This window comes from Superficieibacter electus (genome assembly GCF_002915575.1).
Taxonomy (GTDB): Bacteria; Pseudomonadota; Gammaproteobacteria; order Enterobacterales; family Enterobacteriaceae; genus Superficieibacter; species Superficieibacter electus.
Window position 1 is genome coordinate 140,183 of record NZ_PQGD01000008.1, and the last position, 14,384, is coordinate 154,566.

Annotated in this window: 10 protein-coding genes and 1 tRNA gene; 5 read left to right on the forward strand and 6 right to left on the reverse strand. The window is 56.6% G+C overall.

The window, feature by feature from the left end:
* The first annotated feature begins 166 nt into the window (after positions 1 to 166).
* Positions 167 to 1,372, forward strand: coding sequence for a YjgN family protein (locus tag CHU32_RS11680; RefSeq protein WP_103675699.1), 1,206 nt, complete (start codon positions 167 to 169; stop codon positions 1,370 to 1,372).
* A gap of 550 nt (positions 1,373 to 1,922) precedes the next feature.
* On the opposite strand, the gene CHU32_RS11685 is transcribed toward CHU32_RS11680, so the two are convergent.
* The 3 genes from CHU32_RS11685 to pepA form a co-directional block, all read right to left on the reverse strand.
* Positions 1,923 to 4,778 carry a valine--tRNA ligase gene (locus tag CHU32_RS11685; protein WP_103675700.1) on the reverse strand — a complete coding sequence of 952 codons (2,856 nt, stop codon included), beginning with the start codon at positions 4,776 to 4,778 and terminating at the stop codon, positions 1,923 to 1,925.
* A complete protein-coding gene (holC, locus tag CHU32_RS11690; RefSeq protein ID WP_103675701.1) occupies positions 4,778 to 5,221 on the reverse strand; it encodes a DNA polymerase III subunit chi in 444 nt (147 codons plus the stop codon). The genes CHU32_RS11685 and holC overlap by 1 nt, the downstream gene beginning before the upstream one ends.
* Positions 5,222 to 5,402: 181 nt before the next feature.
* Complete coding sequence (gene pepA, locus CHU32_RS11695; RefSeq protein ID WP_103750850.1) at positions 5,403 to 6,914, reverse strand: leucyl aminopeptidase; 1,512 nt, start codon at positions 6,912 to 6,914, stop codon at positions 5,403 to 5,405.
* 262 nt (positions 6,915 to 7,176) lie between these two features.
* Between pepA and lptF the strand changes: the two genes are divergently transcribed.
* The 3 genes from lptF to CHU32_RS11715 all read left to right on the forward strand — a co-directional run bounded on the left by lptF (position 7,177) and on the right by CHU32_RS11715 (position 11,107).
* A complete protein-coding gene (gene lptF, locus CHU32_RS11705) occupies positions 7,177 to 8,277 on the forward strand; it encodes an LPS export ABC transporter permease LptF (RefSeq protein WP_103675704.1) in 1,101 nt (366 codons plus the stop codon).
* Positions 8,277 to 9,359: an LPS export ABC transporter permease LptG gene (lptG, locus tag CHU32_RS11710; RefSeq protein ID WP_103750851.1), complete on the forward strand. Its 1,083-nt coding sequence runs from the start codon at positions 8,277 to 8,279 to the stop codon at positions 9,357 to 9,359. Before lptF ends, lptG begins: the two co-directional genes overlap by 1 nt.
* 107 nt (positions 9,360 to 9,466) lie before the next feature.
* On the forward strand, positions 9,467 to 11,107 hold the full coding sequence (locus CHU32_RS11715) for a dihydroxyacetone kinase subunit DhaK (protein WP_103750852.1): 1,641 nt from the start codon (positions 9,467 to 9,469) through the stop codon (positions 11,105 to 11,107).
* Positions 11,108 to 11,280: 173 nt separating this feature from the next.
* Here CHU32_RS11715 and ahr read toward each other — a convergent pair whose 3' ends face one another.
* The 3 genes from ahr to CHU32_RS11730 form a co-directional block, all read right to left on the reverse strand.
* The gene (gene ahr / locus CHU32_RS11720; RefSeq protein WP_103675707.1) at positions 11,281 to 12,300 is read right to left on the reverse strand and encodes an NADPH-dependent aldehyde reductase Ahr; all 1,020 of its coding nucleotides are present in this window, start codon (positions 12,298 to 12,300) and stop codon (positions 11,281 to 11,283) included.
* An 83-nt stretch (positions 12,301 to 12,383) separates the two neighbouring features.
* Entirely contained in the window at positions 12,384 to 12,962 is a 579-nt protein-coding gene (locus CHU32_RS11725; protein WP_103750853.1) for a class I SAM-dependent methyltransferase, read from the reverse strand.
* Positions 12,962 to 13,975, reverse strand: a complete 1,014-nt coding sequence (locus CHU32_RS11730; RefSeq protein ID WP_103675709.1) for an HNH endonuclease domain-containing protein — start codon at positions 13,973 to 13,975, stop codon at positions 12,962 to 12,964. The genes CHU32_RS11725 and CHU32_RS11730 overlap by 1 nt, the downstream gene beginning before the upstream one ends.
* 237 nt (positions 13,976 to 14,212) lie before the next feature.
* Between CHU32_RS11730 and CHU32_RS11735 the strand changes: the two genes are divergently transcribed.
* Positions 14,213 to 14,297, forward strand: a tRNA-Leu gene (locus CHU32_RS11735).
* Positions 14,298 to 14,384: the final 87 nt, after the last annotated feature.

Here is a 14,384-nt window from a genome sequence, read left to right on the forward strand (position 1 = left end):
ATATATTTATTTAATACCATTGTCTCTTATGCGGCGCAAGCGGCTTATAAAGCGTGAAAAAATTTTGTCAGCCGCCAGGGGAAAGAGGTATTGTACTGCCGCAGGCCATATTTCTGTTGTTGTATTATTCTTTTTAGTTATGGATTTGTTAATTTAGGGATGTTTTATGAATGAAGCTATAAAAGGCACCGAGGCGCATTGTCATCCGTTTGTGTTTCGCGGTGACGGCGGAAAATATTTTCTTATCTGTTTGGTGAATGTTTTGCTTTGCCTTATTACATTGGGTATTTATTTACCGTGGGCGTTAATGAAATGTCGCCGTTATCTTTATTCTAATATGGAAGTGAACGGCCAGAGCTTTAGCTATGGAGTTACTGGCGGGAATATTTTTGTCAGCGTGCTGGTTTTTCTGGTTATGTATATTGCCGCTTTGATGTCGATAGCGGCAAGGCTACCTTTTATTGGTTTTGCTCTGATAATTATACTCTTTATCCTGTTGCCTTTTATGTTTGTGAAAGGGCTAAGCTACCAGGCCATGATGACCTCCCTGAACGGTGTGCGCTTCGGGTTCTCCTGTTCGATGGCGCGGTTCTGGTTAATCGTGGTTGGCTTACCTGTGGCGATGGTGATTGGGTTAGTCCTGTGCGTTATGATCATCGCTAAGCTTTGTCCGGCAGATACTGATACCGAAATCATTATTTCGGGGATTGTGCTGGCGTTGGTTGTCGTCGCGGCAATAGGTATTTTGAACGGTACCTTATTTAGCAAAGTTATGTCGTTCATCTGGAATAACATCAGCTTTGGTGTACATCGCTTTGAGGCAAAAGTAGATACTGTTTATTGCATTAAATATGCGATCCTGGCCTTTATCACCCTGCTGCCGTTTTTAGGTGTAGCGGGCTATATCATGTCCGAGCAGATTATGAACGACCTGCGCGACGGCTCGCTTCCGCTATACGCGACTAATGATATGATGGACATGAGCGAGTTTATTGAAGTACAGCGGAGAATGATCACCGCGCAAGTTGTCTATTATTTTGGTATCGCGATCGCGACCAGCTATTTGACGGTTTCTCTGCGCAACCATTTTATGAGCCGGCTTTCACTGGATAACGGGCGTATTCGTTTTCGTTCGACGTTGACCTATTTTGGCATGCTCTATCGGATGTGTGCGTTAGTGGTTATTTCCGGCATTACTGGCGGTTTTGCTTATCCTCTGCTGAAAATATGGATGCTCACCTGGCAGGCGCAAAATACGTATGTGATTGGCGATCTGGATGCGCTGGCGCTGGAAAACAGCTCTCAGGAAACCGAAAAGGGTATGCTGGCGACACTGTCGCGCGGCATAATGCCGACATTACCTTTCCTGTAATGATAAAAAAGGCCGGAAGATATTCCGGCCAAACTTATACCGTGGAATTATGCCTGGCGGCGCTTGCGCAGGCCTACAGGTTCCACGTAATTTATTAATATTCAAGAAGTTGTAGGCCGGGTAAGGCGAAGCCGCCACCCGGCAAAACGATGTACAAAATGACAAACGTTATACCGTGGACTGATGCCTGGCGGCGCTGCGCTTGCGCAGGCCTACAGGTTCCACATAATTTATTGATATTCAATATGTTGTAGGCCGGGTAAGGCGAAGCCGCCACCCGGCAAAACGATGTACAAAATGACAAACGTTATACCGTGGAATTATGCCTGGCGGCGCTGCGCTTGCGCAGGCCTACAGGTTCCACATAATTTATTGATATTCAATACGTTGTAGGCCGGGTAAGGCGAAGCCGCCACCCGGCAAACGACGTACAAAATGACAAACGTTATAGCGTGGAATTATGCCGGGTGGCGCTGCGCTTACCCGGCCTACGTGATGTGGATGACACCCACAGTCCCGGGCAAGCGAAGCGCCGTCGGGCAGGGCCGGCTTACAGCGCGCTAATCACCGCCTGCTGTTCAATCAGTTTTGCTTTCGCTTCAGCATACCCTTCCAGCTTCTCACGCTCTTTGGCGATCACCGCTTCCGGGGCGCGCGCCACAAAGCCTTCGTTAGAGAGTTTGCTTTCGATACGGCCGATTTCACCTTCCACCTTCGCCACTTCTTTCGCCAGACGAGCCAGCTCGGCATCTTTATCGATAAGCCCGGCCATCGGGATCAGCAGCTCTGCGCCGTCGATAATTTTGGTCACGGATACCGGACCTTTATCATCGGCTGGCAGCAGGGTAATGCTCTCCAGGCGCGCCAGATTCAGCAGGAAGCTGCGGTTGTCGTTTACGCGACGAGCAGCGTCAGCGCTCGCACCGCGCAGCAGCAGTTCGAGCGGTTTGCCCGGCGCGATATTCATTTCCGCGCGGATGTTACGCACGGCAACGATCGCCTGCTTCAGCCATTCGGTGTCAGACGCTGCTGCTTCATCTACCTGAGACGCATCGTACTGCGGGAACGGCTGTAGCATAATGGTGTCAGCCGTAATACCTTTCAGCACTTTCACGCGCTGCCAGATGGTTTCGGTGATGAACGGGATGATCGGGTGCGCCAGGCGCAGCAGACCTTCCAGCACGGTGACCAGCGTATTGCGGGTGCCGCGTAGTTCTGACTCAGAACCGCCGTTCATTACTGGCTTGGTCAGCTCCAGATACCAGTCGCAGAACTGGTTCCAGGTAAACTCATACAGAATGCCGGCGGCGATGTCGAAGCGGAAGTTGTCCAGCGCGTCGCGGTAGGCTTTGATGGTCTGATTAAACTCGGCCAGAATCCAGCGGTCTGCCAGCGACAGCGTCATCTCGCCGCCGTTAAAGCCGCAATCCTGGTCTTCGGTATTCATCAGCACAAAGCGGCTGGCGTTCCACAGCTTGTTACAGAAGTTACGGTAACCTTCCAGACGCTTCATATCCCAGTTGATGTCGCGACCCGTTGAAGCCAGGGCTGCCAGGGTGAAGCGCAGGGCGTCGGTGCCGTGCGGCTCGATGCCGTCCGGGAACTGTTTCTCGGTGCGCTTGCGGATTTTTTCTGCCAGCTGCGGCTGCATCATATTGCCGGTACGTTTCTCCAGCAGATCTGCCAGTGAAATGCCGTCAACCATATCCAGCGGGTCAATCACGTTGCCTTTGGACTTGGACATCTTCTGGCCTTCGTCATCGCGGATAAGTCCCGTCATGTAGACGGTATGGAACGGCACCTGCGGCTTGCCGTTTTCATCTTTGATGAAGTGCATGGTCATCATGATCATGCGGGCGATCCAGAAGAAGATGATGTCGAAGCCGGAAACCATCACGCTGGTCGGGTGGAACTGACGCAGGGCGTCGGTGTTTTCCGGCCAGCCCAGCGTTGAGAAGGTCCACAGCGCGGAGGAGAACCAGGTATCGAGAACGTCTTCATCCTGACGCAGGGCAACGTCCGCGCCGAGGTTATTTTCCTGACGCACTTCGTCCTCGGTACGGCCAACGTAGACGTTGCCGTCGTTGTCATACCATGCCGGGATGCGGTGACCCCACCACAGCTGGCGGGAGATACACCAGTCCTGAATATCGCGCATCCAGGAGAAGTACATGTTTTCGTACTGCTTCGGCACGAACTGGATGTCGCCGTTTTCCACCGCTTCCACGGCAGGCTTCGCCAGCACGTCGGCACGCACGTACCACTGGTCGGTCAGCATCGGTTCAATCACCACGCCGCCACGGTCGCCGTAAGGTACGGTCAGGTCGTGCGGTTTGATCTCTTCCAGCAGGCCCAGGGCATCAACGGCGGCGACCACCGCTTTACGCGCGGCGAAGCGCTCCAGCTTCTGAAACTCTGCCGGAATGTCGCTGGCATAAACCTCAGACTCCTCGCCTTTGGTATCGAACACCTGGGCGCTTTCGCGGATATCGCCGTCAAAGGTCAGAATGTTGATCATCGGAAGCTGATGACGTTTGCCGACTTCATAGTCGTTAAAGTCGTGCGCCGGAGTGATCTTCACGCAGCCGGTGCCTTTTTCCATATCAGCGTGTTCATCGCCCACGATAGGAATGCGGCGGTCAACCAGCGGCAGAATGACGAATTTACCGATCAAATCTTTGTAACGCGGATCTTCCGGGTTAACCGCCACGCCGGTATCGCCGAGCAGGGTTTCCGGGCGGGTGGTCGCGACCACCAGATAATCTTTCCCGTCGGCGGTTTTTGCGCCGTCTGCCAGCGGATAGCGGATATGCCACATTGAGCCTTTCGACTCACGGTTTTCCACTTCCAGGTCAGAGATGGCGGTGCGCAGTTTCGGGTCCCAGTTCACCAGGCGCTTGCCACGGTAAATCAGGTCTTCTTTGTACAGGCGAACAAAGACTTCTTTCACGGCATTGGAAAGGCCTTCGTCCATGGTAAAGCGCTCGCGCTCCCAGTCAACAGAGTTGCCCAGGCGGCGCATCTGGCGGGTAATGGTGCCGCCGGATTCCGCTTTCCACTGCCAGATTTTGTCGATGAACGCATCGCGACCGTAGTCGTGGCGGGTTTTACCTTCTTCAGCGGCAATCTTACGCTCAACCACCATCTGGGTGGCGATACCGGCGTGGTCAGTACCCGCCTGCCACAGGGTGTTTTTACCCTGCATGCGCTGGTAGCGAATCATGGTATCCATGATGGTTTGCTGGAAAGCATGACCCATATGCAAGCTACCGGTGACGTTCGGCGGCGGGATCATGATGCAGAAGCTTTCCTGGCTTTCATCACCGTTGGGTTTGAAATAGCCCTGCTTTTCCCACTGCTCGTAAAGCGGCTGTTCGATATCTTGCGGGTTGTATGTCTTTTCCATTATTTCCAGGCTGCCGTATTCAGGTTAAAACCAGCTACGCGGTAGGCTTTATAGCGCTCGCGGGCCAGTTGTTTCAAAGAATCTTCATAAGGAACGAAGTCTACCACTTCTGTGAAAGCGGTGGCAAAATCTGCGAAGGTTGTCCGCAGGCTGATGAGGATATCGCGCGGGCTGCTGTTGCGCTTTTGCGGCCAGGCAATCTCGACCGGCGCACCGCCTCTGGGACCTTCGCCTGCCAGATTGTGCGGTACAAAACTGTCCGCCGGGCGCGCCCACAGCGCTTCATCCAGGCGGATGGCCTGCTGCTCGTCTTCACAGGCGATGAGCACGCGCTTGCCGTTGCGCCAACGTTCTGCGGCAATCTCACACACCAGTTGTTCCACGGCGCTCAGGCCGTCGGCGGCGGTGTCGTTGTCCAGAAGGTAGAACGTTGCGTTTTTCATATTGGGCTTCTTGTGATGACGTTACCGGTGAAGGCCGGATGGCCCGGCCTGGGTTTGGTGCTTTTAATGCCGGGTGGCGCTGCGTTTACCCGGCCAGGGATGATTCCCTCTCCTCCGGTGGTTAAGACGTTATCCGCCTTTCTCCCTCTCCCTGAGGGAGAGGGCCGGGGTGAGGGGGAACTCACTCGGCGCCGTTAACCCCGGCGCGATTCAACAAAAACTGCGACAGCAGCGCCACCGGACGACCAGTTGCCCCTTTGGCCTTACCCGAGCGCCAGGCGGTACCGGCGATATCCAGGTGCGCCCAGTTGTATTTACGGGTAAAACGCGCCAGGAAGCAACCGGCGGTGATTGCGCCGCCCGGACGCCCGCCGATATTGGCCATATCGGCAAAATTCGACTCAAGCTGTTCCTGGAACTCGTCGGCCAGCGGCAGACGCCACGCGCGGTCACCTGCCTGCTCGGACGCGCCGATCAGCTCGTGCGCCAGCGGATTATGATTCGCCATCAGCCCGGTGATATGGTGGCCCAGCGCAATCACGCAGGCCCCGGTCAGCGTCGCCACGTCAATCACCGTCTCCGGATCAAAACGCTCAACGTAGGTCAGCACGTCGCACAGCACCAGGCGGCCTTCGGCGTCGGTATTCAGCACTTCTACCGTCTGGCCGGACATGGTGGTCAGCACGTCACCCGGACGATACGCCCGTCCGCCCGGCATGTTCTCACAGCCTGCCAGCACGCCGACCACGTTGATGGGCAACTGAAGTTCCGCCGCCATCCGCATCACGCCGTACACCGCCGCCGCGCCGCACATATCGTACTTCATCTCGTCCATACCTTCGGACGGCTTGATGGAGATGCCGCCGGAGTCAAAGGTCAACCCTTTGCCCACCAGCACGATCGGCCGCGCGTCTTCGGAGGCATCGCCTTTGTACTCAATCACCGACATCAGCGATTCATTCTGCGAACCTGCGCCGACCGCCAGATAAGAGTGCATCCCCAGCTCTTTCATCTGCTGCTCGCCAATCACGCGGGTGATGACGTTTTTGCTGTAGCTGTCCGCGAGCTGGCGCGCCTGAGAGGCCAGGTACGCCGCATTACAGATATTCGGCGGCATATTACCGAGATCTTTTGCGGCTTTAATCCCGGCGGCAATCGCCAGACCGTGCTGGATGGCGCGCTCGCCGCTGGTCAGTTCACGGCGGGTCGGCACGTTGAACACCATCTTACGCAGCGGACGACGCGGCTCGCTTTTGGTGGTCTTCAACTGGTCAAAGCTGTACAGCGTCTCTTTCGCCGTCTCTACCGCCTGACGCACTTTCCAGTAGTTATTACGCCCTTTAACGTGCAGTTCGGTCAGAAAACAGACCGCTTCCATCGAACCGGTATCGTTAAGGGTATTGATCGTTTTCTGGATCACCTGCTTATACTGGCGTTCATCCAGCTCACGCTCTTTGCCGCAGCCAATCAGCAGAATTCGCTCTGACAGGACGTTGGGCACATGATGAAGCAGCAGAGTCTGCCCCGGTTTACCTTCCAGCTCGCCACGACGCAGCAGCGCGCTGATATAGCCGTCGCTGATTTTATCGAGCTGTTCGGCAATCGGGGAGAGGCGGCGCGGTTCAAAGACGCCCACGACGATACACGCGCTCCGCTGTTTCTCCGGGCTACCGCTTTTTACACTGAACTCCATGCACTACGCTCCTGAATCTTAAAGACAACAGCGGAAGCTGCGGATAGAATTGCAAGCTTTCGTAACTATGTCCGCTGTTGCGGTGACTTCGTGATAATCTTACTGTGACGGTTTAAACACCTCAGAGCGTTTCTGAAGCGACCATCTGCTAAGTAAAACTATCTTAGCGATGTTTTCAACGACTCAAGAGCATAAATGACGTTTAAGCCATGAAACAAGCGATTTTCCAGCAAAAAGACGGGTTTTTACAGGCGTATTTAAAGTGATAATCATAAGATATCTGGTGCGGGAGACGCTCAAAAGCCAGTTAGCGATCCTTTTCATCCTGCTTCTGATCTTCTTCTGTCAGAAACTGGTACGAATTCTGGGCGCAGCGGTTGACGGCGAAATCCCGACAAACCTCGTGCTCTCGCTGCTGGGACTGGGCGTGCCTGAGATGGCGCAGCTTATCCTGCCGCTTAGCCTGTTCCTCGGGCTGCTGATGACGCTGGGCAAACTGTATACCGAAAGTGAAATTACGGTGATGCACGCCTGCGGCCTGAGCAAGGCCGTGCTGGTGAAGGCGGCGTTTATTCTGGCGCTGTTCACCGGCATCGTGGCGGCGGTTAACGTGATGTGGGCAGGGCCGTGGTCCTCCCGACATCAGGATGAAGTGCTGGCCGACGCTAAAGCCAACCCCGGCATGGCGGCGCTGGCACAGGGCCAGTTCCAGCAGGCCACCGACGGCAACTCGGTGCTGTTTATTGAGAGCGTTAGCGGCAGCAGCTTCCACGATGTATTCCTCGCCCAGTTGCGGCCTAAAGGCAACGCGCGCCCCTCGGTCGTCGTTGCTGACTCCGGTCAAATGGCCCAGCATAAAGACGGCTCCCAGAGCGTGACCTTAAACAAAGGTACCCGCTTCGAAGGCACCGCGATGCTGCGCGATTTCCGTATTACCGATTTTCAGAACTACCAGGCGATTATCGGCCATCAGGCCGTGGCGCTCGATCCTGATGATACCGATCAGATGAACATGCGTACCCTGTGGAACACCGATACCGACCGTGCGCGCGCCGAACTGCACTGGCGTTTCACCCTGGTGGCGACGGTGTTTATCATGGCGCTGATGGTCGTGCCGCTGAGCGTGGTTAACCCGCGTCAGGGGCGCGTGCTGTCGATGCTGCCGGCGATGCTGCTGTACCTGATTTTCTTCCTGTTGCAGACCTCGCTGAAATCCAACGGCAGTAAAGGCAAGCTGGACCCGATGATCTGGATGTGGGCGGTGAACTTGCTTTACTTCGGTCTCGCTGTCGGCCTGAACCTGTGGGACACGGTGCCTGTGCGCCGTCTGCGTGCCGGTTTTACGCGTAAAGGAGCGGTATAATGCAGGCATTTGGCGTACTTGACCGCTATATCGGCAAGACCATTTTCAACACCATCATGATGACGCTGTTCATGCTGGTGTCGCTCTCCGGCATCATCAAATTTGTCGACCAGCTTAAAAAAGCCGGGCAGGGGAGCTACGATGCGCTGGGCGCGGGGATGTTCACCATCCTCAGCGTGCCGAAAGATATTCAGATTTTCTTCCCGATGGCCGCGCTGCTTGGCGCGCTGCTGGGGCTGGGGATGCTGGCACAGCGCAGTGAGCTGGTGGTGATGCAGGCCTCCGGCTTTACCCGTATTCAGGTCGCGCTGTCGGTAATGAAAACCGCTATTCCGCTGGTCCTGCTGACCATGGCGGTCGGCGAGTGGGTCGCGCCGCAAGGCGAGCAGATGGCGCGTAACTACCGCGCGCAGGCGATGTACGGCGGCTCGCTGCTGTCAACGCAGCAGGGGCTGTGGGCCAAAGACGGCAACGACTTTGTCTATATCGAGCGCATTAAAGGCGACGATGAACTGGGCGGCGTCAGTATTTATGCCTTTAACGACCAGCGTCGGTTGCAGTCGGTGCGCTACGCCGCCTCGGCGAAATTCGATAAAGATCGCGGCCAGTGGAATTTGTCGCAGGTGGACGAATCCAACCTGAAAGACCCGAAACAGATCACCGGCACCCAGACCGTGACCAGCACCTGGAAAACCAATCTCACCCCGGACAAACTGGGGGTGGTGGCGCTGGAGCCGGATGCACTGTCCATTAGCGGGCTTTACAGCTACAGCCACTATTTGCAGTCCAGCGGCCAGGATGCCGGGCGCTATGAACTCAAAATGTGGAGTAAAATCTTCCAGCCGCTGTCGGTGGCGGTGATGATGCTGATGGCGCTGTCGTTTATCTTCGGGCCGTTGCGCAGCGTGCCGATGGGCGTGCGGGTTGTCACCGGTATCAGCTTTGGCTTTATCTTCTACGTGCTGGACCAGATATTCGGTCCGCTGACCCTGGTGTATAACATTCCGCCGATCCTCGGCGCACTGCTGCCCAGCGCGCTGTTCTTCCTCATCAGCCTGCTGTTGATGATGAAACGGGCCTGACACCTCTCCCTTCACCCGCTTGCGGGTGAAGGGATTTTCCGCTTTTCTCGGTTTATCCCGCCACGCGAACTATGCTTTCCCTGTGTTCCACTTATTTCAGGGAAATTATGTCCAGATTCTTTTTCAATGACCGCAAACAACTGGTCAACGACGCCATCGAAGGGATTGTCCTTTCCGCCCCGCATGCCAACCTGGTTCGTCTCGACATTGACCCGGCAATCCGCGTTGTCGCCCGCGCCGACTGGGATAAAAGCCGCGTCGCAGTGATCTCCGGCGGCGGCTCCGGTCATGAGCCGGCCCACGCCGGGTTTGTCGGCAAAGGGATGCTCACTGCCGCCGTCTGCGGCGATCTCTTCGCCTCACCCAGCGTTGACGCGGTGCTGAACGCCATCGTTGCCGTTACCGGCGATCGCGGTTGTCTGCTGATCGTCAAAAACTACCCCGGCGATCGCCTTAACTTCGGCCTCGCCGCCGAGAAAGCCAACCGCCACGGCCTGAAGGTTGAGATGGTGATCGTCGCCGACGACATCGCGCTGCCGGACAACAAGCAGCCGCGCGGCATCGCTGGCACGGCGCTGGTGCATAAAATCGCCGGTTACGCCGCTGAACAGGGCAAAAGCCTGAACGAAGTCCGCGACATTGCGCAGGAGGCCTGCGACAACCTGTACAGCCTCGGCGTGGCGATGCAGACCTGCAACCTGCCGGGCAGTGATGACGAGGAAGGCCGAATTCCGGCGGGCCAGGCCGAACTCGGCCTCGGCATCCACGGCGAACCGGGGGCTTCAACCCTCGACACCCACAACAGCCGGGCCATCATCGACGCGCTGGTCGCCCCGCTGCGGGAACAGGCGGGCGAAGGGCGCTTTGCGGTGCTCATTAACAACCTCGGCGGCGTCTCGGCGCTGGAGATGGCGCTGCTCACTAAAGAGCTGGCGCACTCGGCGTTAAAAGCGCAGATCGCATATTTCATCGGCCCCGCGCCGTTGGTCAGCTCGCTGGACATGAAAGGCTTCTCGCTTTCGCTGCTGCGCCTTAACGAACATTTCGAACAGGCGTTAAACGCCAGCGTTGAGACCATTGGCTGGCAAAAGCCAGTGGCCTTCTCGCCGCTGAAAACCGTGCCGCACGCCAAAATACACGACAGCGTGGATGCTGAGCCGTCCAACAACCCGCAGGTAAAACAGATTGTCGCCACTGCCACCCGGACGCTGATCGACCTTGAGAACCGCCTCAACGCGCTGGATGCTAAAGTCGGCGACGGCGACACCGGTTCGACCTTTGCCGAAGGCGCGCGCGACATCGCGCACCTGCTGGAGCAGGGCAAACTGCCGCTTAACCACACCGCGCAGCTTCTGCAACTGACCGGCGATCGGCTGGCCACCGTGATGGGCGGCTCCAGCGGCGTGCTGATGTCGATTTTCTTTACCGCCGCCGGACAGGCAGTTCAGGACGGCAACGCGCTGCCGGACGCGCTGATCGCGGGCCTGAAGCAGATGAAACACTACGGCGGGGCGGATTTGGGTGACAGAACGCTGATCGACGCCCTGCAACCGGCGCTGGACGCGCTGCGCGAAGGCGATATTCACGCAGCGGCAAAAGCCGCGCAGCAGGGCGCTGATAACACCGCGACAATGCAGAAGGCAGGCGCGGGACGCTCGTCCTACGTCAACAGCCAGAACCTCGACGGCGTCACCGACCCCGGCGCAGTCGCGGTTGCTGAAGTGTTTGCCGCACTGGCGAAAGGCTAAAAAAAGGCCGGGGTATTTACCCCGGCCAGTTAATCTCATCCGTTTGTAGGCCGGCGCAAGCGCAGCGCCGCCCGGCATTGACGTCACGATAGCGACCGTTCGTTCGCCACACCGATCGTAGGCCGGTGCAAGCGCAGCGCCGCCCGGCACTCACCACGCCGGAGTCATTGCCGTTAAAAATCCGCTTTCAACACCACGCGGTAACGGGCTTTCCCCTCGCGCACGTGCTTCAATGCTTCGTTAATCTGCGACATCGGGAACTCTTCCGTCGTTGGCGCGACCTTCGCCCGTCCGGCAAACTTCATCAGCTTACGCAGCTCATACGGCGTCCCCGTGGCCGAACCCGAGATACTGCGATCCCCGCCAATCAGCGTAAACGCCGGAACCGGCAACGGCTTCAGCACCGCGCCCACCGTGTGGAAATTTCCGCCGTACGCCAGCGCTTCAAAATACGGCTGCCAGTCCAGATCGACATTCACGGTATTAATAATCAGATCGAACTGACCCGCCAGCGCCTTCAATGCCTCTGGATCGCGGCTGTTGACCACCTTATCCGCGCCCATCTTCAGCACTTCCTGCTCCTTCGCCGGATTCGAGCTGAACGCCGTCACCTCGCAGCCCATCGCATGCAGAAGCTTGACGGCGATATGCCCCAGCCCACCAATACCAATCACCCCCACACGGCTGGTGGCGGTCACATGGTGCATCAGCAGCGGCTTAAACACGGTAATGCCGCCGCACAGCAGCGGACCTGCCGACTCAATATCAATACTTTCCGGCAGCGGAATAACCCACTGCCAGTCCGCGCGCAGCTTATCGGCAAAACCGCCCCGGTTTAAAATGGTCGGCACCGCGCCTTCCAGACAGTTAATCTGGTTGCCGCTGATACAGGCATCACAGTGCCCGCAGCTACGCGCCGTCCAGCCAATTCCCACGCGCTGACCCACTTTCAGGCCCTTATCCTGCGCATCGCTGCCGAGCGCGACCACGCGACCAATCACCTCATGGCCAGCCACCAGCGGATACTGTGACATGCCCCATTCGTTATCGATCATCGACAAATCCGAGTGGCAGATCCCGCAGTAATCCACCTGTACCTCGACGTCCTGCGCCTTCAGTTCGCCCGCATCGTACTCGTACAGTTCCAGATCGCTACCGGCTTCTTTTGCGGCATAACTTTTAATTGTGGACATGGTTTACCCTCGTGTGGTGTGGAATGGGAAGTGTAGAGCATGGGAAAGCAGGGCGCTTGGCTGAAGAGGGCATGGGGGGAGTATCAGATTTTACGCAACAACGCGTTTAGCCAGATTTCATTTCGATCCGGGCGCTTATCCGCCGTCTGCCAGGTTGAGGTAATGCGTACCGTTTTAAGCGGCGCAACCAGCCGTTCCAGCGCCGCTTCATTCAGATCGGTAAAATGACGCCCCTCCTGAACCCGCTCGCCATCGCCATATTTAAACGACACATACCAGACGCCGCCCGGCTTCAGCGCCCGCGCCAGCCGCTGCATCCCATCCGGCAACTCCGCCTGACTGACGTGAAGCAGCGACGCGCAGCACCAGATCCCATCATAACGCGCCACCGCGTCCAGTTGATCAAAATGCATCTCCTGCACGGCCAGCCCGCTGTGCTCCGTCGCCAGCGCGACCATCTGCGCAGACGCATCAAATGCCTCCACGCGATAGCCCATTCCGGCAAAGGCTTTACTGTCCCGCCCGGAACCGCACCCGGCATCCAGCACCGTCGCGCCATCAGGCAGCGCCGCGACAAACGGCTGATACAGCGCAGACATATCCACCGAGACGGTAGAGGTAAAAAAACGTCCGGCATGTTGCCGGTAATAATTAAGCGTCATCAGAACAGATCCGGCCCGACGGCAACAGGCTCCCACTCGTGAAACAGACGAAGACGGGCAGTGTTCCAGTTTTGGGCTAAAAAGTCATCCCGCGCCTGCGTCGTCCTGCCGGTCTGGCGGATTAGCGTCTCGCGCAGCGGCAGATGGCTGGAAATAAAATACTCATTGCGATCCCGCAGACGTTTCAGCAACCGCTGCGAAGGCAGATGCGCGAACTTGCCGCGCTCGCCGCGATTGCAGCTTTTACAGGCCAGCACCAGATTCCACACGCCGTTGATATTGGGAACATCCTCCCTCGCGCTCCACGGGATAAAGTGATCGACATCCGCCAGATCCACATCGCCGCTATCCAGCATAATCGGCGCGTTGCAGTAAAAACAGCGACCTTTCTGGTAGCCATTAAGGCTGTGCCGACAACTGGTAATCGCCTTCCGGCGCGTATTGATAGTGCTGAACAGCATCTGCGCCTGCGGATCATATTCAATGGCGACCAGATTGCGCGACACGTTCATCGCCCACGCCTGCTCAACCAGCTTCCAGCGCGCATCGGTTTCATGGATCAGATTCTGATACTGCAACCGCTCGCCCAGACGATAGAAGTTGTCCGTCAGGCGGATGCCCTTATGCGTTTTGCGCTCGTCGATAAAAAAACGTTTGTCGATCTCGCCCTGATTCACATTATGGAAGGCGTTGATCACGTTATTAAAACCGAGGCGCACGGTGATAGCCGTCAGCGCATCACGGTCGATCTCTGCGACGTTATACTGCGCACATGCCGCTAAAAACTGGCTTTTCTGCGAGGTGATCTGCTTCGGTGCCTCTTTCAGATGGCGACACAGATGCTCACTATACGGCACCGCCAGATCCTCCAGCCGGATCAGATCGCTACCGTCGCGCCGCACGTCATACAGCGCATGCGCCAGCGCAAATTTATACGACGCCACGTTTTTGCCAAACAGAATAATCCCGCGCCAGTAGTTCTCCAGCGTCGGCTCAACCCGATAAAAATGCATGCTCTGCCCTGATGTGAATGAATGGGTTACATGAACCACTAACAGGATCAGATAATAAACACCGACAAATGTAAACGACTCAGGTCACGTTGCAGAATTTTACGAGGAGGGTTCCAGAATTGTGCCGGAGAGCAAAGTGTTGATTTTTTCGGCGTTTAGTTGGGAAGGGGTAGGGGAGTGCTTGCGTGAGGGAGTACAACAGGTATAATGCATCCCGCTATCTGCATCCCCTTCCGTGCCGGAGTGGCGAAATCGGTAGACGCAGTTGATTCAAAATCAACCGTAGAAATACGTGCCGGTTCGAGTCCGGCCTTCGGCACCAAAAACGATTGTGATAATCGGAAAATCTACAATAATCAGTACGTTGTACAATGAAGCTGGACGTTGACGGCAACTACTAAATGGCCGC